The organism is Mycobacterium sp. DL440, from assembly GCF_011745145.1.
GTDB lineage: Bacteria > Actinomycetota > Actinomycetes > Mycobacteriales > Mycobacteriaceae > Mycobacterium.
Map to the genome: position 1 here is coordinate 4,012,550 of NZ_CP050191.1, position 21,297 is coordinate 4,033,846.

Below are 21,297 nucleotides of genomic sequence, written 5' to 3' on the forward strand. Positions count from 1 at the left end.
GGTAACGAAAAGTGGCCACACTAACAACCTGGGCCTCGGCACGTTCCGCTAACTTCCGTTAAGTCCGTACACCCGCGCCGCAGTGGCTGCGGTCTCGGACGCGACCTCCTTGGCGGGCCGGTCCAGCAACTCTGCGAGTGCCCGCACAGTGTATGGCAGGCAGTACGGCTCGTTCGGCGCTCCGCGGAACGGATGCGGGGTCAGAAACGGCGCGTCGGTCTCCACCAACAGCTGGCCGGGCGGGATCAACCTGGCGGCTTCCCGCAGTTCAGCGGCGTTGCGGAAGCTGACCGTGCCGGAGAGGCTCAGCACCCAGCCGGCCTCGACGCACGTGTGAGCCATCTCAGATCCCGACGAAAAACAGTGGAAGATCACTGTCTCGGGCGCCCCTTCGGCACGCAGCACGTCGAGCACTTCGGCATCGGCATCCCGGTTGTGGATCATCAGCGGCTTGCCCGTGCGCTTGGCCAGGTCGATGTGCCAGGCGAAGCCCTCGCGCTGCTCGGCCGGCGTCGCGCAGCCGTCCAACCGGCCCGGCCAGTACAGGTCCATCCCGGTCTCCCCGACCGCCACCACGCGCGGATGGGCGGCCAGTCGCTCCAACTCGGCCCTGGCCGCGCCGTCGAGCGCGTTGGCCCGGGTGGGATGCAACGCCACCGCCCCGAAGACCCGCTCATCGGCCTCGACGGCCGTGGTCACCCAGCGTGCGGAGTCCAGGTCGTCGGCGATGGTGACCGCCTGGCCCACCCCGACAGCGGCCGCGCGATCCATGATCGCGCGGACATCCTCAGCGGTCTGCGCGCCGCAGGCATCGAGGTGCGTGTGCGCATCCACCAGCGGAGCCAAAGGCTCCGGTGCCGGTGGCTTCTCCCTGGCTGAGCGTTTCGAACCCACCGCAACACAATAAGGTGGGACCAAATGAGTGAGCCTTTCTACATAACTACGGCCATCGCGTATCCCAACGGTGCGCCGCACATCGGGCACGCCTACGAGTACGTCGCCACCGATGCGATCGCCCGGTTCAAGCGACTCGACGGCTTCGACGTGCGCTACCTGACCGGCACCGATGTGCACGGCCAGAAGATGGCCGAGGCCGCCGCGGCCGAGGGCATCTCGGCGGCCGAGCTGGCGAACCGCAACTCAGATGTGTTCCAGCGGCTGCAGGAGAAACTCAACGTCTCCTTCGACCGGTTCATCCGCACCTCCGATGCGGATCACTATGAGGCGTCCAAGGAGATCTGGCGCCGCATGAATGAGGCCGGGGACATCTACCTGGGCACCTACTCCGGCTGGTACTCGATCCGCGATGAGCGGTTCTTCGCCGAGGACGAGACCACCGAGGGCCCCGACGGCACCCGCACCGCGATCGAGACGGGCACGCCGGTCACCTGGACCGAAGAGCAGACCTACTTCTTCCGGTTGTCCGCCTACACCGAGCGGCTGCTGGCGCACTACCAGGCCCACCCCGAGTTCATCGGCCCCGACGTGCGCCGCAACGAGATCGTCAGCTTCGTCTCGGGCGGGCTGAAAGATCTGTCGATCTCGCGGACCACGTTCGACTGGGGTGTGCCGGTACCGGACCACCCCGACCACGTGATGTACGTGTGGGTGGACGCGCTCACCAACTACCTGACCGGCGTCGGGTTCCCGGACGTGGCCTCCGAGGCCTTCCAGAAATACTGGCCCGCCAAGCTGCACATGATCGGCAAGGACATCATCCGGTTCCACAGCGTGTACTGGCCGGCGTTCCTGATGTCGGCCGGGATCGCACTGCCCGAGCGGGTCTTCGCGCACGGGTTCATCAACGTCAAGGGCGAGAAGATGAGCAAGTCGGTCGGCAACGTGGTCGATCCGGTCGCGCTCGTCGACACTTTCGGCCTCGACCAGGTCCGCTACTTCTTCCTGCGTGAGGTGTCCTTCGGCCAGGACGGCAGCTACAGCGAGGAAGCCATCATCGGGCGGATCAACGCCGACCTGGCCAACGAGCTGGGCAACCTGGCACAACGCTCGCTGTCGATGGTGGCCAAGAACCTCGATGGCGTGGTGCCCGATCCGGGGTCGTTCACCGACGATGACACCGCGCTGCTGAATGCGGCCGACGCCCTGCTCGAACAGGTGCGCGCGCACTACGACGCCCCGGCGATGCACCTCGCTCTGGAGACGGTCTGGTCGGTGCTCGGCGCAGCGAACCGCTATTTCTCCGCCCAGGAGCCGTGGGTGCTGCGCAAGTCCGAGGCGCCGGCCGACCAACAGCGGTTCGGTACGGTGCTCTACACGACGCTCGAGGTCGTGCGGATCGCCGCGCTGTTGACGCAGCCGGTGATGCCGGACTCGATGGCCAAGCTGCTCGACCTGCTCGGCCAGACAACCGACGCACGCGACTTCGACTCCATCGGCGCCAGGCTCAAGCCAGGTACCGAATTACCCGCGCCCACAGGGGTTTTCCCCCGCTACCAGATGGACTGAGATGGCTGTACTACACGAGAAACTGCAGGCGATCTACGAGGAAGTATCGCAGCGTAACGCCGGCGAGCAGGAGTTCCACCAAGCCGTCTACGAGGTGCTGACCAGCCTCGGCCCCGTGGTGGCCAAGCATCCCGAATACGCCGACGGTGCCATCATCCGCCGGCTGTGCGAGCCTGAGCGGCAGATCATCTTCCGGGTGCCATGGCTCGACGATTCCGGCACCGCACAGATCAATCGCGGATTCCGCGTCGAATTCAACTCGGCGCTCGGACCGTTCAAGGGCGGGCTGCGGTTCCACCCGTCGGTCTACCTCGGGATCGTGAAGTTCCTCGGGTTCGAGCAGATCTTCAAGAACTCGCTCACCGGCCTGCCGATCGGCGGCGGCAAGGGCGGATCGGACTTCGACCCGAAGGGCCGCTCCGACGCCGAGGTGATGCGGTTCTGTCAGTCCTTCATGACCGAGCTTTACCGCCACATCGGCGAGTACACCGATGTTCCGGCCGGCGACATCGGCGTCGGCACGCGTGAAATCGGTTACCTGTTCGGCCAATACAAGCGGATCACCAACCGCTACGAGTCCGGCGTGCTCACCGGCAAGGGCCTGACTTGGGGCGGGTCACAGGTCCGCACCGAGGCCACCGGCTACGGCACGGTGTTCTTCGTCGACGAAATCCTGCGCTCCACCGGGCAGTCCTTCGAGGGCAAGCAGGTGGTCGTGTCCGGTTCGGGCAACGTGGCGATCTACGCGATCGAGAAAGTGCACGCGCTGGGCGGCACCGTCGTGGCCTGCTCGGACTCCGGCGGCTACGTGCGCGACGACAAGGGCATCGACCTCGACCTGCTCAAGGAAATCAAGGAACTGCGCCGGGGCCGCATCGAGGACTACGCCGAGGCCCGTGGCGGCTCCGCACATGTGGTGACCGGCCGTAGCGTCTGGGAAGTGCCGTGCGACATCGCGCTGCCCTGCGCCACCCAGAACGAGGTCTCCGGCGACGACGCGACCATGCTGATCAAGTCCGGCTGCCAGATCGTGGCCGAGGGCGCCAACATGCCGTGTACGCCTGACGCGGTGAAGTACTTCGAGGAGGCCGGGGTGCGGTTCGCCCCGGGCAAGGCCGCCAACGCCGGCGGCGTGGCCACCAGCGCGCTGGAGATGCAGCAGAACGCCTCGCGGGACTCGTGGAATTTCAACGACACCGAGTCGCGGCTGGCCGAGATCATGCGGCGCATCCACGACCGGTGCCTGACCACGGCCGACGAGTACGGCCAGCCGGGCAACTACGTGGCCGGCGCCAACATCGCCGGCTTCATCCGGGTGGCCGACGCGATGCTGGCCCTGGGCCTGGTCTAGCGACACATCCGGGTGATGTAGGTCACATCACCCGGCGTCCTGTCACAAATCCGCGTTGCGCGGTGTCTTGAGGGCACAAGCCTTTTGAGAACAGGAGACGCTCCCATGACCGAAAGAACTGCGCAGAACACCCGAGTGGTCGTGATCGGCGGAGGTTACGCCGGGGTGCTGGCGGCCAACCGACTGCAGGGCACGCCGGGAGTGGCTGTCACGCTGGTCAATCCGCGGCCCGAGTTCGTCGAGCGGATCCGGCTGCACCAGTTGGCGGCCGGTAACCACGACGCGACCGCGGCCTACGACACGTTGTTGGGCGACGGGGTTCGGCTGCTGGTCGACGGCGCCGAGTACATCGACGCCGACATCCGTCAGGTACAGCTGACATCCGGCGAGGTGCTCGACTACGACTATCTGGTCTACGCCGTCGGCAGCACCGGCGGGGTGCCCGTCTCCGTGCCCGGTGCCGCGGAATTCGCTTATCCGCTTTCGGAATTGGAACAGGCCCAACGGCTGCGCGCCCGGTTACAGGACGTGCCGATGTCGGCACCGGTGATCGTGGTCGGCGGCGGGCTGACCGGCATCGAGGCGGCCAGCGAGTTCGCCGAGGCCGGCCGCAAGGTCACACTCGTCACCGATGTGGTCGGCGCCTCGGTGGGGGCAGGCGCCCGTCGCTCGATCGTCAAGGCGCTGACCAAGCTCGGCGTCTCGATCATCGACGGACCCGAGATCCTGGTGTCCGGGGTCGAAGCGGATGCCATCACGCTGGCCGACGGCAACCGCCTGCCGAGCGCGGTGACGGTGTGGACCACCGGCTTCGGGGTTCCCGGTCTGGCCGCCGCGAGCGGGCTGCGTACCGATGAGCTGGGCCGGTTGCTCACCGACGAAACCCTGACCAGTGTCGACGACGCGCACATCGTGGCGGCCGGCGACGCGGCCTCACCGTCGGGGGTTCCGCTTCGGATGAGCTGCCAGTCAGCAGGCCCGCTAGGTGTCCAGGCGGCCAACACGGTGCTGGCCCGCATCGCGGGCACCGAGCCCGAGGTGATCAACCAGGCCTTCGCCGGGCAGTGCGTGAGCGTCGGCCGCAACGCCGGAACAGTGCAGCTCTGCCACTCGGACGACAGCCCGCGCCGGGTCTTCATCGGCGGGCGGACCGGCGCCTACTTCAAGGAGCAGGTCTGCCGGGCGACGCTGACATTCCTGCGCAAAGAGGGCGTGAAGCCGGGCTCGTACTTCTGGTTCAAGGGTGGCAACCGGGCGCGTCAGCTGGCCGAGGCACAGCAGGGGACACTGGTCTGATGAACACGCCTGGCGCAGGTAACTCGAACGAACACGCCGAACGGTTCACCCTGCTGCGGCCGTTGTTGTTCACCATCGCCTACGAGATCCTCGGGACGGCAACGGAATCCGACGACGTCCTGCAGGAGAGTTACCTGCGCTGGGCCGAAGTGGATCTGGACACGGTCCGCGACACCAAGGCGTTCCTGGCCCAGCTCGTCACCCGCCAGGCGCTCAATGCCCTTCGCGCCCAGTCGAGGCGCCGCGAGGATTACGTGGGCCCGTGGCTGCCCGAACCGCTGCTGTTGACGGCCGACAGTTTCGGAGCCGCCGGGGACCCCTCGGCGGATGTGGTGCTGGCCGAGTCGGTTTCGATGGCCATGCTGGTGGTGCTCGAGACACTGACCCCGGACGAGCGCGCGGTGTTCGTGCTGCGCGAGGTGTTCGGATTCAGCCACGACGAGATCGCCGCGGCGATCGACAAATCCGCGAGTGCGGTGCGTCAGATGGCGCACCGGGCCCGCAACCATGTGCAATCGCGACGCAAGCGGTTCGACCCCGTCGACCACCAGATGTCGACGGAGGTGACGCAGCGGTTCTTCACCGCGGCGGCTACCGGTGACATGAACGTATTGCTGGAACTGCTCGCGCCGGATGTGGTGTGGACGGCCGACAGCGACGGCAAGCGCAGCGCCGCACGCAGGCCGGTGTCCGGGGCACAATCGGTGGCCAAGCTGGTGATCGGCCTGATGCGGTTCACCGTGCAGGGCGGCCGGTTCGAGCCCACGACGTACAACAACGCGCCTGCGTTCAAGCTGTACCTCGAAGACAACTTCGAAGGCGTGATCACCGTCGAGGTCATCGACGGCAAGATCACCCACTTCTATGCGATGCGCAATCCGGACAAGCTGGCCGGCGTCGACATCCCGCGGGTGATCAGCCGCTAGATTTCCCGGCCGCCTTCCCCGCCGAGCAGACGTAAAACTGCCCATTTCATTGCAGAATTGGGCAGTTTTGCGTCTGCTCGCGCCAGGCAGCAAGCTAGCTCCATGCGGATCGAGCGACTCGGCGCGCTGGGCGATGCCCCGGCGGTGCTGTGTGGCGTCGCCGCGGCAGCCGCCCGCGCCGGCGTGGCGCCGCCCGCCGCGCTGATCGGTGACTGGTTCTCCTCACGTGCAGTGATCGCACCCTCGGTTTCGGTGACATCGGTTGCGCCCGACGCCGCCTTCGCCGTGGCGCAGGACGCTCCAGGGCCGCCGGGCACGGTCGGGGGCGGGTGGTTCGGCTACCTCGCCTACCCGGATCCGGGCGCCGATGGCACACCACCGCGGATCCCGGTGGCCGCCGGCGGCTGGTCGGACTGCGTGCTACGCCAGGACTCCGAGGGCATCTGGTGGTTCGAAAGCCTCAGCGGCACAGCACTTCCCACGTGGCTCACCCCTCTGCGGCCGGCCGCACCGCACGCCTGCGCCATCACCTGGACGGCACCGGATCGTGATGATCACCGCCGTGGCGTGCTGGCCTGCCTGGAGGCCATCGCCGCGGGCGAGGTGTATCAGGCCTGTGTGTGCACCCGGTTCATCGGCCACCTCGACGGCGAGCCGATCGATTTCTTCGTCGAGGCGGTGGCCCGGACGGCGCCCGCGCGGGCCGCGTATGTCGCCGGGGACTGGGGTGCGGTGGCCTCGCTGTCACCAGAGTTGTTCCTGCGCCGGGCGGGCACCGAGGTGACCTCAAGCCCGATCAAGGGCACGCTGCCCAGTTCGGCCGACCCAGCGGACCTGCTGGCCTCGGTCAAGGATGTCGCCGAGAACGTCATGATCGTCGACCTGGTCCGCAACGACCTGGGGCGGGTCGCGACGACGGGCAGCGTGACGGTGCCCGAGCTGCTCGCGGTACATCCGGCGCCCGGCGTCTGGCATCTGGTCTCGACCGTCACCGGCGAGGTGCCGGCGCAGGTGCCGATGAGCGCGCTGCTGGACGCCACGTTCCCGCCCGCCTCGGTGACCGGTACCCCCAAGCGACGGGCCCGCCAGCTGCTGCAGCAGTGGGAACCTGCGCGGCGCGGAGTGTATTGCGGGACAGTCGGATTGGCCTCACCTGTGGCGGGTTGCGAGCTGAACGTGGCGATCCGCACGGTCGAGTTCGGCGCCGACGGCTCGGCGGTGCTCGGCGTGGGCGGCGGCATCACCGCGGATTCCGACGTCGACGCGGAATGGGACGAATGCCTGCACAAGGCAGCCTCGATCGTTCAGTCTCGGGCGCGCAGCACCGCGTCGTAGAGCTCACGCCGGGACGGCGCCCCCGGGTTCGCGGCGATCACCTGGGCGCAGGCGTCCTTGACACGGGCGCCGCCGTCCACCAGTTCCTCGACCTCGGCTACCAGAGCGGGCAGTTCGACGGTCGGGGTGCCACCGGCCAGCACCACGGTGATCTCCCCCAGCACGCCGTCGGCAGCCCACTCCGCAAGCTCGGCCAGGCCGCCGCGACGGACCTCCTCATGGGTCTTGGTCAGCTCCCGGCACACCACGGCCCGGCGCGACGGGCCCAGCACCTCGACCGCGTCGCGCAGGGTCTCGGGCAACCGGCGCGGGGATTCGAAGAACACCGTGGTGCGCGGTTCGGCAGCCAGGGTCTGCAGCCAGGACAGCCGGGCGGCGTGTTTGCGCGGGGCGAAGCCCTCGAAGCAGAACCGGTCCGAGGCCAGCCCGGACACCGCCAGCGCCGTCGTCACCGCACTCGGCCCCGGCAGGCAGGTGACCGGCAGATCCGCCTCGGCGCAGGCCGCCACCAGGCGGTAGCCCGGGTCGTTGATCAAGGGCATACCGGCGTCGCTGACCACCAGCACCGTCGCGCCCGCCGCAATCTCGGAGACCAGGCCGGGCACGCGGCTCGCCTCGTTCTGGTCGAAGAAGCTCAGGATCCGGCCGGACGGTTGCACGCCCAGCGACTGGGCCAGCGCACGCACGCGCCGGGTATCTTCGGCCGCCACGATGTCGGCCGTCGTCAATGCCTCGATGAGACGCGCAGAGGCGTCGTCGGGTCGGCCCAGCGGCGTGGCGCCGATCAGTAGTTTGCCGGGTGTCACGCCCGACAGCCTACGATCGCTTGCGTGACCGCCACCGCCACCGAAACGCCGACGGCTGGTCGCTCGGCCCCGCTGATCAGCCCCGCGCCGCTGATCCCGGCCCCGGATTTCGGCCCGACGGACCGGCTGCAGGGCTGGTTGATGACGGCCGTCATCACCGGACTGGCCGCGATAAGCCGGTTCCTCAATCTTGGCTCACCGACCGATGCCGGCACCCCGGTCTTCGACGAGAAGCACTACGCGCCGCAGGCCTGGCAGATGCTCTACAACCACGGGGTCGAGGACAACCCGGGCTACGGGCTGGTGGTGCACCCGCCCGTCGGCAAGCAGCTGATCTCGATCGGCGAGGCGCTGTTCGGCTACAACGGGCTGGGCTGGCGGTTCTCCGGGGCCGTGTGCGGCGTGGCGATCGTGCTGCTGGTGGTGCGGATCGCGCGCCGGATCAGCCGCTCCACTCTCGTCGGCGGTATCGCCGGGCTGCTGCTGATCGCCGACGGGGTCAGCTTCGTCTCGGCCCGTACGGCGCTGCTGGACGTGTTCCTGGTGGTGTTCGTGGTGGCGGCGTTCGCCTGCCTGATGGTGGACCGCGACGACGTCCGCCGGCGCATGCACAACGCGTTCATGGAGGGCCGGATCGCCGAGACTCCCTGGGGCCCGCGGTTGGGCGTCCGGTGGTGGCGGTTCGGTGCCGGCGTGCTGCTCGGCCTGGCCTGCGCGACGAAGTGGTCCGGCCTGTACTTCGTGGCGTTCTTCGGCGTGATGACGCTCGTGCTCGACGCGATCGCGCGCAAGCAGTACCACGTGCAGGCACCGTGGCGCGGCATGCTGCGCCGCGATGTGGGCCCGGCCGCGTACGTGTTCGGGCTGATCCCGATCGCCGTGTACCTGGCGTCGTACGGGCCGTGGTTCGCCTCCGAGACCGGTATCAACCGGTACGAGGCCGGCCAGTCCATCGGCGAGAACAGCATCATCCCGCTGCCCGACGCGCTGCGCTCGCTGTGGCACTACACCTACGCCGCCTACCATTTCCACGCCGGGCTGACCAACGCCGACGGCAACCACCACCCGTGGGAATCCAAGCCGTGGACCTGGCCGATGTCGTTGCGGCCGGTGCTCTATGCGATCGACAACCACGACGTGGCCGGGTGCGGCACGCAGTCCTGTGTGAAAGCCGTGATGCTGGTGGGCACTCCGGCGATGTGGTTCATCGCGCTGCCCGTGCTCGGTTGGGCCCTGTGGCGGGCCGTGGTGCGGCGGGACTGGCGCTACGGCGTGGTTCTGGTCGGATACGCCGCCGGTTTCCTGCCCTGGTTCTTCGACATCGACCGGCAGATGTACTTCTTCTACGCCACGGTGATGGCGCCGTTCCTGATTTTGGCAATCGCGCTGATCCTCGGCGACATCCTGTACCAGCCCAAGCAGAACCCCGAGCGTCGAACCTTGGGGCTGCTCGTGGTGTGCTTCTACGTGGCGCTGGTGATCGCGAACTTCGCCTGGCTGTACCCGGTCCTGACGGGCATTCCGATTTCACAGTCGACCTGGAACCTGGAGATCTGGCTGCCTTCCTGGCGTTGAGTCGCCGCGTCTCTGCGCCGATTCCTACCGCTGGGCTGTAGATCGCGACGAACAGCGACCCCTGGTCAGAAAACGGCACGCGAAAACGGCGTGAGCCCCAGCCACTAGCGCAGGTCCCGCGCTGCCGGGCACGACATGCAGCGGGGCCCCCCACGGCCCGTGCCCAGCTCCGAAGCCTCGATCGAGAGCACCTCGATTCCCGAATCCGCCAGCCGTGCATTGGTTTCGGCGTTGCGCTCGTAGGCCACCACCACTCCCGGCGCCAGCGCCAGGGTGTTGTTGCCGTCATCCCATTGCTCGCGTTCGGCAGTCACCGGGTCCAGCCCGGTGTCGATCACCCGCAGCTGCTCGATCCCCATCGCGTCGGCGGCCGCCCGCACGAAAGGCACTTCGTCATCGATCCGGATCCCGGCCTCAGTGCGGTGAATGGTGAACGCCGACAACGAGTCCACGATGTTGGGGTACATCACCACCGCGTCGACATCGACCATCGTGCACACGGTGTCCAGGTGCATCTGGGCCCGCTCCTGCCGGATCGGCACCGCGAGCACGGTGTGAGCCAGGCTGTCGTCGAACAGGCTGCGCGCCAGTGCTTCGGCACCGGCCGGCGTGGTCCGCTCCCCCACCCCTACCGCCACGACGCCGGGCCCCAGCAGCAGCACGTCGCCGCCCTCGACGGGCGCCGAACGCGACTCGTACGCCCGCCGGACTCCGAGGAACCGCGGATGGTGGGCGTAGATCAGATCTGTCAGGGAGGTTTCGCGCACCCGGGCCGGCAGGGCAAGCGAGGTGATGGCCACCCGCGGCCCGATCCAGAACGACGAATCCCGGGTGAACAGAAGATTGGGCAGCGGCTCGATCACGAAATCGCCACCGTGGTGCATGAGGCGCACAAGCGACAGCTCGGCACCGTGAAAGGGCACCTCGTTGAAGGTCATGCCGGCCATCAGGATGTGTGCGAGATCAGTCGGCGGCAGACCACGGAGATAGGCCGAAAGTTCCTGAGCCAGTGGCGCGCCGAGACGCCGGGCGTCGACGGCAGCAGAGATGCCGTGCATCCGGGCCGCACCGCTGGCCAGCGCTTCGGTCAGCAGATCGGCCAGCAGCAGCACCTCGACCCCACGGGACCGCAGCACTGCAGCGAAGGCGTCGTGCTCGCGTTGTGCCTTGGCCACCCAGGGCAGGCCGTCGAACAGCAGGGCGTCGTTGTTGCGCGGTGTCAGGCGCTGCAGCTCCGGGCCCGGCCGGTGCAGGATGACGGCGCGCAGAGTGCCGACCTCAGAGTTGGAACCGAACGCGGCAGTCTCCACCCCATGACGTTAACTCAACTATGGTTGAGGTGTATGGAGACGCACGAGCTATCCCCCGGCGAGATGTCGCTGCGCAGTGGCGTGGCGGTCTCCGCACTCCACTTCTATGAGCGCGAGGGCCTGATCGCCAGCCGCCGCACCTCGGGCAACCAGCGGCGCTATGCACGCGAGACGCTGCGCCGCGTGGCCTTCATCCGGATGTCGCAACGCCTGGGCATTCCGCTGGCCCGCATCCGCGAGGCACTGGCCAGCCTGCCCGCCGACCGGGTGCCGACCAGCAAGGACTGGGCCAAGCTGTCGGCCGGTTGGCGCCAGGACCTTGATGACCGCATCTTCCATCTACAACGGTTGCGCGACAACCTGACCGGCTGCATCGGCTGCGGCTGCCTCAGCCTCAAGACGTGCCTGCTGACCAACCCCGGCGACGTCCTCGCCGAACGGGGTCCCGGAGCCTCCCGCCTCTAACGCAGTCGAACGTCTGTGCGATACACTCGCGCGCATGGAGCTGGCGTTGCAAGGCTCACTGTTCGAGCACGCTGAACGTCGTCGACTCGGCAACGGCGCCTGGGTGGAATTGCGCTCGGGCTGGTTGCCCGACGCCGATTCGCTGTTCGAGGAGTTGATGGACGGGATCCCCTGGCGGTCCGAGGAACGCGAGATGTATGACCGCGTGGTGGCGGTGCCGCGGCTGGTCAGCTTCCACCACCTCCTCAACGAACCCGTTCCACACCCCCGGCTCAAGCAGATCCGTCGCAGGCTCAACGACACCTTCGGCGGCGAGCTCGGTGAACCGTTCACCACCGCGGGCCTGTGCCTGTACCGCGACGGCAATGACAGCGTCGCCTGGCACGGCGACACCATCGGCCGCAGCCGCAGCGAGGACACCATGGTGGCTATCATCGGGCTCGGTGCGACAAGGGTTTTCGCGTTACGCCCCCGCGGCGGCGGTCACGCGCTACGGCTACAGCACCGCCACGGCGACCTGCTGGTGATGGGCGGGACGTGTCAACGCACCTGGGAGCATTCGATACCGAAGACCACCAGCCTGGTCGGGCCGCGCATCAGCATTCAGTTCCGCCCACACGACGTGCGTTGAGGTCCGGCCGCGGAACTAGCCCCGTACCGCGGCGACCGCACTGGTGAGCAGGTCGCGGGCCCGCTTGTCGTCCACCGGCGACACCGGCTTGTCCGGCACCACCAGCGGGTTGGCCGTGACGATCACCGTGAACGTGTCAAAACTGGCGACGTAGTTGTACAACTCGCCGGTGCGAGCCTGGCCGCCCGTCGCGGTTTGCACGATGCGGTGCGTCCCCGTCGTGCGTGCCCCGTCGATCTGCGGCGCCTCGACCACATCCACCTGCCCGCGGATCCCGGGACCGAGGAACTTGACCTGCTTGCACGCATCGCCGGGATCGTTCAACGGGACCGGCTCAGAGGTTTCCAGCGCCATCACGATGAACCGGTTACCCGCGCCTTCGGCCGTGGTGGCCGCCACGTTGCCTTTCAGCCCCTCCGGGAGAGATTGTCCCTCGGCGAACTTCGCACAATCGGCAGGTTCGACCTTCACTCCCGGCGGCATTTTGTGCGGCGCCAGCTTTTTCGGGTCGATCCCGGCCGGGGCGACGTCGGTGACCTTGAACTCCGGCCCGAAGCTGGAGCGCACCTTGGCGATGTTGGCGATGTCCGCGTTGGCGGACGTCGACTGGTCCGATTGACCGCAGGCGACCAATCCGGTGGCGCAGGCAAGGACGCCGGCGGCGGCGAGTAATACGTTGCGGTTCTCCATCGCTCGACAACATACCTGGGCTCGACAACATACCTGGGGCGACCGACTCAGCCGCGTAACGCCGAAACCGATTTCACCAGGAGATCGGAGGTGAACGCGGGGTCGAGCGCGGGATTGGGTGAGCCCGGATCCGTGACGACGGTGATGAACAAGTGGTAGTCGGCGCCCTCAGAATGCAGATCGGCGGTGAATGTGTCGGCGTGAGATCTGGTTTCGGTGCCGCCTTCGACGACTGTGGTGACGGCGGTGGACATCCCCGCGGTCACCGCGCCCTCGATCAGCGGAGCCGCGGCCGGCGTCACGATCCCGGTGGAGTGCCCACCCGACACCCGCCACTGTTCGCACGACCCGTCGGGGCCGGGCTCGGGCGCGCCCGCCTCCGCGTTCACCTTCACGACCGCCGCGTACACGATGCCGCCCGGCCCCGACGCCGACCAACCCCGCCCCGGTTCGGATTCGGGGGCGGCCGCCGCTGCGCAATGCGCCGGGTCGGCCGTCCAGTCCGGTCCGAATCCCCACAGCGACACCGGGGTCGCACGCGGGTCGATGGCCTCCACCTCGTAGCCGGGCGGCAGGTCCTGGCGCACCCGGTCGATGCGGGCCGGGTTCACCGTGGCCGCGCTGCCGGTGGTCTGCGCCCCTGACGATGTCGGCGTCGGTTCCGGCGCCGGCCGCGACCCGCATGCGACCCCGCAAGCCAGGGTGCACACCAGGAGAACCGTCGCGACGGCGAAAAGGCGCACGGCGTGTTGATACCACAGCCCGGGTTTGCTGTCGAGGACGGTCGCAGCGCTCGTTGTCAACTTGTTTTTGATGGGTGGAAACACGACAAGTGTTGCGATACAGCGGAATTAAATCGTGCCCGGGCTGGTTGGCAGCAACAGAACGTCCACGACGACGAGGGGCAGGACAGGTGCACGGACTAACGGGAGCTGTGCTGGCCGGCGGCGCGCTGTCGGCCCTGGCCTTGGGTTTTCCCGCCCCGACCCTGGCCGCACCGTCAGGGGTCGGATCTGCGCAGGACACTGCCGATGAACTGGAACGCCAGGGCTTCGATGTCATCATCTACCGGGCCGGTACGGCTGCACTCGATCGCTGCACCGTCGCATCGGTACGGCCTGCGCAGATTCTGCGGCAGACGGTGTATCTGTCCGCGAATTGCTGAGCCCGACTCGGCCGGCAGCGTCACCGGACATTTCACTGTGCAAAAGATGGCGTCCCAGGACTGCGCCTTCTGGCAGCTATTGCCCAGGAAAGCGTTTATCGTGCAAATCAGTTGCGCCTCGCCGGGGGCGTCCAACCGATTGGAGACCGATGACCACCTCAATGAGGGCCGGCGGAATCGCCATCGCTGCCGTCGCACTCGGGGTCACACTGGCCGGCTGCGGCGACAAGACGATATCCGGTACCGCCACCGAGGAGACCGGAACCAGCGCCAGCAGCGAACCGACCAAGGCCGCCGACACTGGCACGCCCACGCCCACGGCCGGGCGCCAGTACACGATCGTGGACTACATCCGCGACAACCACATCACCGAAGCCCCGGTGCACCGGGGTGATCCGGGCACACCCACATTGGACCTGCCGATTCCCGAAGGCTGGGAAGACGCGACGGCGTCAGCTCCCGAATGGTCCTGGGCCGCAATGGTATCCACCGATCCGGCGTTCACGGCAGATCCGCCGTCGATCATCGCGCTGATGTCCAAGCTGACCGGCGACGTCGACCCGGCCAAGATTTTGGAGTACGCACCGAACGAGATCAGGAACCTGCCGGGCTACCAGAACCAGGGCGACGGGTCAGCGGGGCAGCTCAGCGGATTCGATGCGTATCAGATCGGTGGCACCTACGTGAAGGACGGCGCCACGCGGCTGATCGCCCAGAAGACCGTGGTGATCCCCGGGTCCGACGGGCTGTTTGTGTTGCAGTTCAACGCCGATGGCACCGAGGATCAGATGGGTCCGCTGATGGATGCCACCTCGGCGATCGACGACCAGACGGTCATCACGCCGTAGACACCTGCCGGGAGAACGCCGACGCCGCGGCCACCTGCTGCGGCGTCGGCCGCACTCCCGTGTAACGCTCGAACTGTTCGGCGGCCTGGAGCGCGATCACCTCGGCCCCGGTGATCACCGGCACGCCCGCCGACCGCGACGCGATGACCAACGGAGTTTCGGCCGGCATCGCCACGACGTCGACAACAGCGCCCGCTGCCGCGATGGTGGCCGGTTCGAATGCACTGCGATGCTCATCGGGCCCGTCCGCCATTCCGATCGGGGTGACGTTGACCAGGATGGGTGCCGTCAGTGCGCCGACCTCGGACGCATAACGGTAGCCGAGCGCCTCGGCCAATGCTGTTCCGGCGTCAGTGTTGCGGGCAACGACCGTGCCGCTGCGAAACCCTTTGTCCCGCAACGCTGCACCGACCGCTTTGGCCATGCCACCGCTGCCCCGGATCAGCACCGCGTCGGCCGGGTTCAACCGCTCGACGAGCTGTTGCACCGCCAGGTAATCGGTGTTGGAGGCGACCAGGCGACCGCCCGGCACCGACAGGTCGTTGACGATCGTGTTGACCGCATCGATGGCCAGGGCTGACGGTTCGACCTCGTCGACGAGGTCCATGACGGACTTCTTGAACGGCATCGACACCGAACAACCTCGAATGCCCAAGGCCCGCACGCCACCGATCGCCGCCGCGATATCGGTTGTGGTGAAAGCCTTGTAGAGGAAGTCCAAGCCGAGTTCGTCGTAGAGATAGTTGTGGAACCGGGTGCCGATGTTGCTGGGCCGTGCCGCCAGTGAGATGCACACGGTCGTGTCTTTGCTCAACGGCGGCCTCACTGGCTCACCGCCCGGATCACCTGCCGGGTCGCGTCCTTGATCTTCGCCGCCAGTTCAGGTTCCAGACTGAGCGTGTCGACTGCCGGCACCGGGACGTCAGTGAGCACCACACCCAGATCCTCACGCTCCCATACCGCACCGAGCCGGTCCAGGATACGCCGCATCGCGTAGTTGTCGCTCAACACCCGTGCGGTAAAACGTTGAATCCCAAGATAATCCGCGGACACCACCAGGGCATCCAGCAGAAAGGTTCCGATGCCGCGGCCCTGATAGTCGTCGCCGACGGTGAATGCCACCTCGGCTGTCGTCGCATCATGGCCCTCGCGGACCACGCGGGCGTCGGCGACGACGGGCCCCAACGCCCCCTCGGTCATCACCCAGACGAAATGATCGGCGTAGTCGACCTCGAACAGGTACTCCAACAGTGCCTTCGTCGGCTTACGCACGGATTGAAAACGTCGGTAGAGGGTTTCACTGGAGAACTCGACCGGCCCGTTCATGGTGCGCTCGACGTCGCCGGGCAGCACCGGCCGCAGATAGAACCAGTCCCCGGCGCGCACCTGCACCGGGATGGGCGTGACGAACCCCGCCAGCCGTTGGCGGGCGATGCGGACCAAGCGGTCGAACATCCCCGGCAAGTGCAGGATGACCTCGAACGCGTCGCGGTCACCCACCCAACCCCTGACCGGTTCGAGAGCCGTCACCGTGGCCGTGCGCGACGCATCGCGCAGCAGCGCGATCTCACCGATGATCAGACCCGGCTCCAGATCGGCGACGACCTGGCCGTCGGGCCCGTCATGGACCACCTGGGTGCGGCCGGAGGCGATCAGCATGAACGTCCGGGCCGGATCACCCTGCCGGATCAGCACCTGGCCCCGTGCGACCGACAGCGGCCGCAGCAGGACGGCCAACGGCGCCAGTACAGACGGCCGGCATCCGGCGAAGAATTCCAGCGCCGCCAGGTCGTCGGCACTGATCTCGGTCAGATCGGCCACGCTCCCAAGGCTACGGCGCCCCCGCGGGCACGGTCAGGGCTTGGCGAATCCAGCCTTGGCGAGCGCCTTTTGGCCGGCCTCACCATTGACCACGTCGACGAAACGGTGCGCCAGGTCGGCCTGCTTGGATTGTTTGAGGACGGCGATCGGGTAGGTGTTGACGGCCTGGGCAGCCTCGGGGAACGACACACTGGCCACCTTGTCCCCGGCTCCGGCGGCGTCGGTGACGTAGACCAGGCCGGCGTCGGCCTGCCCGCTGGTCACCTTGCCGAGCACGTCGGTGACCGAGGTTTCCTCGCTCACCGGGGACAGTGTGACCCCGGTGGCCTTCTCGACCTTCTCGGTGGCGCCGCCGCACGGCACCGGCGGCGCGCACACCACGACACTGGTTCCGGGTTTGGCCAGATCGGCGAAAGCCTTGATGCCCTTGGGGTTTCCCGGGGTGACGGCGATGGTCAGGGTATTGGTGGCGAAGTTGACGGGGGCACCCTCGACAAGGTCGGCGGCCACCGCCTTGTCCATGTTCCGGGTGTCGGCGGAGGCGAACACGTCGGCACCGGCACCCTGGGTGAGCTGGGTGACCAGGTCCGAGGATCCGGCGAACGAGAACTCGACCGAGGCGCCCGGGTTGTCGGTCTTGAACTGCTCGCCGATCTCGGTGAACGCCGATTTCAGCGAGGCCGCGGCGAACACCGTGATCGAGCCGGCCGACGACGTGGACGGCGAGGCCCCGTCCTGGTCCGCGCTGCAACCACCGATCAGGGCCGTCGCTGCCACCGCGGTCAACGCCAGGGCGAATATCCGGGCTCGGGTCATGACATTCCTTTCGGGGTTTCCACGATCACGGTCGTGGCCTTGACCACGGCGACGGCGACGCTGCCGGGAGCCAGACCGAGTTCACGCACCGACTGGCTGCTCATCAGCGACACCACGGTGAACGGTCCACACTGCATCTCCACCTGGGCCATCACCTCGTCGACGATGACGTTGGTGACCAACCCGGTGAAGCGGTTGCGCGCCGAGCTTCCGATGCCGAGCGGATCCTTGGGCGCCGCAGTGGCATTGGCCCGGGCGAAGGCGGCCAGCGCGGCCCCATCGATCACCTTGCGGCCGGACCCGTCGAGATGGGCCGGCAGCGATCCGTCATCGATCCAGCGTCGAACGGTGTCGTCACTGACCCCGAGCAGTTCGGCGGCCTCACGGACCCGGATGTCTGGCACGGCGACAGCGTATCGACACCACCGGCGTCCAACAACCGCAAACGCCGACAGATTGCCGCACTTGACCCGCACATGCGGGTCTTGACCTGCCCTCGTTCCAGCTGCTAAGCAGGTGCTCAGCATTTGTGACGACGAAGGGAACGATATGGCGCTGCAGACGATCTTGGATGACCTCCGCAACCGGCCCGGTACGGGCGAGGCCATTCCGGTCATCGATCCCGCGACCGAGGAGCAGATCACCGAGTTCCGCGACTGCGGGCCCGACGCGGTCGACGACGCCGTCGCCGCCGCGAAGGCCGCCTACCAATCCGGCGTCTGGACTGACATTCCGGCCCGCCAGCGCGCCAAGGTCCTGTGGAAGCTGGGCGATCTGATCGACGAGCACGCCAAGGAATTCACCGAGCTGGAGTCGCTCGACGCCGGAATGCCGCCGATGCAGGCCGAGATGATCGTCTCCACGTGCGCCGAGTTCTTCCGCTACTACGCGGGCTGGTGTACCAAGCTCAACGGCAGCAGCTACCAGGTACAGATGGAGGGCGGCGTCAACAGCAATTACTCCAATCTGCACGCGTACACCACCAAAGAGCCGTACGGCGTGGTGGGCCTGATCTATCCGTGGAACGGACCGCTGTTCAACGCCTGCGCCAAGATCGCGCCGGCCCTGGCCGCCGGCTGCTCCAGCGTCGTCAAGCCGGCCGAGGAGACCCCGTTGTCTGCGGTGTTACTGGAGAGGCTGATCGGTGAGGCCGGTGTGCCCGACGGCGTGGCCAACTTCGTGATCGGCTACGGCGCCACCGCGGGTGCCGCGATCACCGCCCACCCCGACGTGGAGAAGGTCGCGTTCACCGGCTCGACCGAGGTCGGCAAGCAGATCATGCGGGACTCGGCGGACAACTTGAAGAAGGTGACCCTGGAGCTGGGCGGTAAGTCCCCGGTGCTGATCTACGAGGACGCCGACCTGGACATGGCGATCATGATGGCCTCGATGGGCATCTTCGTACACTCCGGGCAGGGCTGCGTGTGCGGATCACGAATCTTCGTGCAGCGCAGCGTGTATGAGCGCGTTGTCGAAGGCATCTCGATGATCGGCGAGAACCTGGTGCTTGGCGGCCCCAAGGACGAGGGCGCCATGATCAGCCCACTGGTCAGCCAGAAGCAGCTCGACCGCGTGCTGGGCTACATCGACCAGGGCAAGCGCGACGGCGTCGAGATCGTTTCTGGCGGTTATCGACTCGACCGCAAGGGCTACTTCGTCAAGCCGACAGTGCTCACCAACGTCGACCCGGCCACCAGCCGCCTGTACAAAGAAGAGATCTTCGGCCCGGTCGTCACGATCCTGCCGTTCGACGATGACGACCAAGCCATCGCGATGGCCAACGACACCCCCTACGGCCTGGCCGCCACCGTGTGGACCACCAACCTGGCCCGTGCGCACAGCTTGGGCAAGCGCCTGCAGGCCGGCATGGTGGGACTGAACTGTCAGCTGACGTTTGACCACAACGTGCCGTTCGGCGGCTACAAACAGTCCGGCGTCGGCAAGGAATTCGGCTACGAGGGCATTGACGGCTACCTCAAGACCAAGACAATCTGGGCGCAGCTGTAGCGGGCGAACCCGATCACACCGAGAACTGGACGGCCGCGAGCTCGAGGGCCTTGCCCTCGAGCCGCTGCCCCAGGTAGATCTCGGCTTGCATGAGCCGCTCGCAGTACCACCGGATGTCCTCGGCGTGCTCCCGCGACGCCGTGTAGCGCGTGGCCATGGTCGTGACGTCGATGCGCCGGGTGTCGCGGACCTTCAGATCCTCGGCCACCTGGAAACCGTCGTCTTCGGCGGCGGTGATGGCGTCGAGCACCTGCCCCACAGCCAGGCGGATGTCCCGGCAGCCGTTCTCGGCGATCTCGGAGGCCTCGCGCTGAATGTCGCCCTGCCTGCGGACCACGACAGCGTCCGCGCTGACCCGCTCTCCCGCGGCTTCACTGGCTTCCCCAGACCACTCGGCGCCACCGGGCGCGAACACGTTCTGCCGGTGCCACTCGAACAGTGCTTCCGACTCGGCGGCGAACTGCCGCCAGCGGGCTGCCGCATCCGCCAGATACGTTGTGTCCCAACCCTCCAGCTGAGATCGAGTCAGGGCTGCACCAGATGGGCCGGTGGCGGACGGATCATTCACATCAACTCCGCCAGGCCTCCGGCGTGTTGCTCATCGACCGCGTCGTATCGCAGCGCGGCTGCAGACAGGTCCCCCGCCTGCAGGCTCACACGACTCGACTGGCCGGTGCGCGCAGTGCTCACCGCACCATCCATCGCGACGACACCGGTACTGCTGGGGTAGCCCCCGGCATCCGGACGGGCAGCGGCCACCGCCAATTCGGCAGCGATCATCTCGCTGCTAGTGGCCCCCGCACGAAGCGCCCCCGGGTCCACTCTCAGATCGTTTGCCATAGCAATCCCCCAACTGGCCAATCTGCTCCCCGAGGCTAACCGAATTGGCTGGGTTGAGCCTAGGGGCTGAGCAAGTATGCCATTGCAAACTGGCGTCGACCAAGGGCGGGTCCGCCCCCTGCCGGTCACCAGCTGGCCATCAACCGGCCATGGTCAAGCCTCCACTGACACTGAGGACTTGGCCAGTAATGAAGCTGGCATCGTCGGAGGCGAAAAAGAGCACAGCCTTGGCGACCTCCTCAGGTTTGGCCACCCGGCGGAACGGGATGGCTCTGATCAGGCCGTCGCGAACCTTGTCCGGAAGCGAATGGAACAGCGAGGTGTCGGTCGGTCCAGGGCAAACACAGTTGACGTTGATCTGATGGCGGGCCATCTCGCGCGCCAGCGACTTGGTGAAAGCGATCAGCCCGCCCTTGGTACCGGCGTAGACCGTCTCCCCCAGACTGCCCACCCGGCCTGCATCGCTGGCTATGTTGACGATCTTTGCCGTGTGCCCCTCCGCGAGGATCGTTTCGAGGAAGGCGTGGGTGAGCCGGACGGGTCCGAGAAAGTTCACCGCGACCAACGACTGCCAGAGGGCGTCGTCGTTCGACATGAAGGGCTCGACGCGGTCGAAGCCCGCAGCATTGACGATGACATCGGGCAGTCCGTGCGCGGCCACGACGTCGTCGCGCAGTGTGCTCACCGCCTTCGGGTCGGCCAGATCGACCACGTGCGCGGTGGCGTCGGCACAGGTGTGCACCGTCTGCGCCAGGCCCGCTTCATCGCGGTCGACGGCGGCCACAGTGGCGCCGGCGTCTGCCAGCGCGACCGCGATGGCCCGACCGATCCCCGAGGCTGCACCCGTGACAACGGCGACTTTGTTGTCGAATCGCACTATCTGACCTCCCGATCTGCGGTGATGTGGACGCTACGGCCACTATCGGCCGCGCGACACGGTAAATCAACC

At 67.3% G+C, this 21,297-nt stretch carries 23 protein-coding genes; 11 read left to right on the forward strand and 12 right to left on the reverse strand.

Annotation, left to right across the window (positions count from 1 at the left end; all coding sequences use genetic code 11):
- Positions 1 to 48: 48 nt before the first annotated feature.
- Positions 49 to 894, reverse strand: coding sequence for a TatD family hydrolase (locus HBE63_RS19555; RefSeq protein WP_166906221.1), 846 nt, complete (start codon positions 892 to 894; stop codon positions 49 to 51).
- A gap of 24 nt (positions 895 to 918) precedes the next feature.
- On the opposite strand from HBE63_RS19555, the gene metG reads away from it, so the two are divergent.
- The 5 genes from metG to HBE63_RS19580 all read left to right on the forward strand — a co-directional run bounded on the left by metG (position 919) and on the right by HBE63_RS19580 (position 7,374).
- Positions 919 to 2,466 (forward strand): methionine--tRNA ligase, encoded by a 1,548-nt coding sequence (metG, locus tag HBE63_RS19560; RefSeq protein ID WP_166906222.1) that lies wholly within the window; start codon positions 919 to 921, stop codon positions 2,464 to 2,466.
- A gap of 1 nt (position 2,467) precedes the next feature.
- Positions 2,468 to 3,817, forward strand: a complete 1,350-nt coding sequence (gdhA, locus tag HBE63_RS19565; RefSeq protein WP_166906223.1) for an NADP-specific glutamate dehydrogenase — start codon at positions 2,468 to 2,470, stop codon at positions 3,815 to 3,817.
- A gap of 105 nt (positions 3,818 to 3,922) precedes the next feature.
- Complete coding sequence (locus HBE63_RS19570; protein WP_166906224.1) at positions 3,923 to 5,113, forward strand: NAD(P)/FAD-dependent oxidoreductase; 1,191 nt, start codon at positions 3,923 to 3,925, stop codon at positions 5,111 to 5,113.
- Entirely contained in the window at positions 5,113 to 6,039 is a 927-nt protein-coding gene (gene sigJ, locus HBE63_RS19575) for an RNA polymerase sigma factor SigJ (protein WP_166906225.1), read from the forward strand. Before HBE63_RS19570 ends, sigJ begins: the two co-directional genes overlap by 1 nt.
- A gap of 102 nt (positions 6,040 to 6,141) precedes the next feature.
- Complete coding sequence (locus HBE63_RS19580; protein WP_166906226.1) at positions 6,142 to 7,374, forward strand: aminodeoxychorismate synthase component I; 1,233 nt, start codon at positions 6,142 to 6,144, stop codon at positions 7,372 to 7,374.
- Here HBE63_RS19580 and rsmI read toward each other — a convergent pair.
- Entirely contained in the window at positions 7,344 to 8,180 is an 837-nt protein-coding gene (gene rsmI / locus HBE63_RS19585) for a 16S rRNA (cytidine(1402)-2'-O)-methyltransferase (RefSeq protein ID WP_166906227.1), read from the reverse strand. The genes HBE63_RS19580 and rsmI overlap by 31 nt on opposite strands.
- Positions 8,181 to 8,204: 24 nt before the next feature.
- Between rsmI and HBE63_RS19590 the strand changes: the two genes are divergently transcribed.
- Complete coding sequence (locus tag HBE63_RS19590) at positions 8,205 to 9,755, forward strand: dolichyl-phosphate-mannose--protein mannosyltransferase (RefSeq protein ID WP_166906228.1); 1,551 nt, start codon at positions 8,205 to 8,207, stop codon at positions 9,753 to 9,755.
- 104 nt (positions 9,756 to 9,859) lie between these two features.
- Here the strand turns inward: HBE63_RS19590 and arcA are convergent, their stop codons facing one another.
- Complete coding sequence (arcA, locus tag HBE63_RS19595) at positions 9,860 to 11,065, reverse strand: arginine deiminase (RefSeq protein WP_166906229.1); 1,206 nt, start codon at positions 11,063 to 11,065, stop codon at positions 9,860 to 9,862.
- 33 nt (positions 11,066 to 11,098) lie between these two features.
- Here arcA and soxR point away from each other — a divergent pair, with 33 nt between their 5' ends.
- Both soxR and HBE63_RS19605 read left to right on the forward strand, forming a co-directional pair.
- Positions 11,099 to 11,530: a redox-sensitive transcriptional activator SoxR gene (soxR, locus tag HBE63_RS19600; RefSeq protein WP_166906230.1), complete on the forward strand. Its 432-nt coding sequence runs from the start codon at positions 11,099 to 11,101 to the stop codon at positions 11,528 to 11,530.
- A 34-nt stretch (positions 11,531 to 11,564) separates the two neighbouring features.
- Positions 11,565 to 12,161 (forward strand): alpha-ketoglutarate-dependent dioxygenase AlkB, encoded by a 597-nt coding sequence (locus tag HBE63_RS19605; RefSeq protein WP_166906231.1) that lies wholly within the window; start codon positions 11,565 to 11,567, stop codon positions 12,159 to 12,161.
- A 15-nt stretch (positions 12,162 to 12,176) separates the two neighbouring features.
- Here HBE63_RS19605 and HBE63_RS19610 read toward each other — a convergent pair whose 3' ends face one another.
- Positions 12,177 to 12,851, reverse strand: a complete 675-nt coding sequence (locus tag HBE63_RS19610) for a DUF5642 family protein (RefSeq protein ID WP_166906232.1) — start codon at positions 12,849 to 12,851, stop codon at positions 12,177 to 12,179.
- A gap of 47 nt (positions 12,852 to 12,898) precedes the next feature.
- Positions 12,899 to 13,594: a DUF5642 family protein gene (locus HBE63_RS19615; RefSeq protein WP_166906233.1), complete on the reverse strand. Its 696-nt coding sequence runs from the start codon at positions 13,592 to 13,594 to the stop codon at positions 12,899 to 12,901.
- A gap of 170 nt (positions 13,595 to 13,764) precedes the next feature.
- Between HBE63_RS19615 and HBE63_RS19620 the strand changes: the two genes are divergently transcribed.
- Both HBE63_RS19620 and HBE63_RS19625 read left to right on the forward strand, forming a co-directional pair.
- A complete protein-coding gene (locus tag HBE63_RS19620; RefSeq protein WP_243858167.1) occupies positions 13,765 to 14,016 on the forward strand; it encodes a hypothetical protein in 252 nt (83 codons plus the stop codon).
- Between the two features lie 149 nt (positions 14,017 to 14,165).
- A complete protein-coding gene (locus HBE63_RS19625; RefSeq protein WP_166906234.1) occupies positions 14,166 to 14,864 on the forward strand; it encodes an LpqN/LpqT family lipoprotein in 699 nt (232 codons plus the stop codon).
- Here HBE63_RS19625 and HBE63_RS19630 read toward each other — a convergent pair.
- From HBE63_RS19630 to HBE63_RS19645, 4 genes are read right to left on the reverse strand one after another with little or no spacing between them, the layout of a single operon-like run.
- The gene (locus HBE63_RS19630) at positions 14,854 to 15,690 is read right to left on the reverse strand and encodes a shikimate 5-dehydrogenase (protein WP_166906235.1); all 837 of its coding nucleotides are present in this window, start codon (positions 15,688 to 15,690) and stop codon (positions 14,854 to 14,856) included. The two genes, HBE63_RS19625 and HBE63_RS19630, sit on opposite strands and share 11 nt — an antisense overlap.
- A complete protein-coding gene (locus HBE63_RS19635) occupies positions 15,687 to 16,685 on the reverse strand; it encodes a GNAT family N-acetyltransferase (protein ID WP_166906236.1) in 999 nt (332 codons plus the stop codon). The genes HBE63_RS19630 and HBE63_RS19635 overlap by 4 nt, the downstream gene beginning before the upstream one ends.
- Positions 16,686 to 16,718: 33 nt before the next feature.
- Entirely contained in the window at positions 16,719 to 17,501 is a 783-nt protein-coding gene (modA, locus tag HBE63_RS19640) for a molybdate ABC transporter substrate-binding protein (RefSeq protein WP_166906237.1), read from the reverse strand.
- Entirely contained in the window at positions 17,498 to 17,905 is a 408-nt protein-coding gene (locus tag HBE63_RS19645; protein ID WP_166906238.1) for a molybdopterin-binding protein, read from the reverse strand. Before HBE63_RS19645 ends, modA begins: the two co-directional genes overlap by 4 nt.
- A 145-nt stretch (positions 17,906 to 18,050) precedes the next feature.
- Here HBE63_RS19645 and HBE63_RS19650 point away from each other — a divergent pair, with 145 nt between their 5' ends.
- Positions 18,051 to 19,508: an aldehyde dehydrogenase gene (locus HBE63_RS19650; RefSeq protein WP_166906239.1), complete on the forward strand. Its 1,458-nt coding sequence runs from the start codon at positions 18,051 to 18,053 to the stop codon at positions 19,506 to 19,508.
- Between the two features lie 13 nt (positions 19,509 to 19,521).
- Here the strand turns inward: HBE63_RS19650 and HBE63_RS19655 are convergent, their stop codons facing one another.
- From HBE63_RS19655 to HBE63_RS19665, 3 genes are all read right to left on the reverse strand, one after another.
- Positions 19,522 to 20,076: a hypothetical protein gene (locus tag HBE63_RS19655; RefSeq protein WP_166906240.1), complete on the reverse strand. Its 555-nt coding sequence runs from the start codon at positions 20,074 to 20,076 to the stop codon at positions 19,522 to 19,524.
- Positions 20,073 to 20,288 carry a hypothetical protein gene (locus HBE63_RS19660; protein ID WP_243858169.1) on the reverse strand — a complete coding sequence of 72 codons (216 nt, stop codon included), beginning with the start codon at positions 20,286 to 20,288 and terminating at the stop codon, positions 20,073 to 20,075. The genes HBE63_RS19655 and HBE63_RS19660 overlap by 4 nt, the downstream gene beginning before the upstream one ends.
- A gap of 199 nt (positions 20,289 to 20,487) precedes the next feature.
- The gene (locus HBE63_RS19665) at positions 20,488 to 21,225 is read right to left on the reverse strand and encodes an SDR family NAD(P)-dependent oxidoreductase (protein ID WP_166906242.1); all 738 of its coding nucleotides are present in this window, start codon (positions 21,223 to 21,225) and stop codon (positions 20,488 to 20,490) included.
- Positions 21,226 to 21,297: the final 72 nt, after the last annotated feature.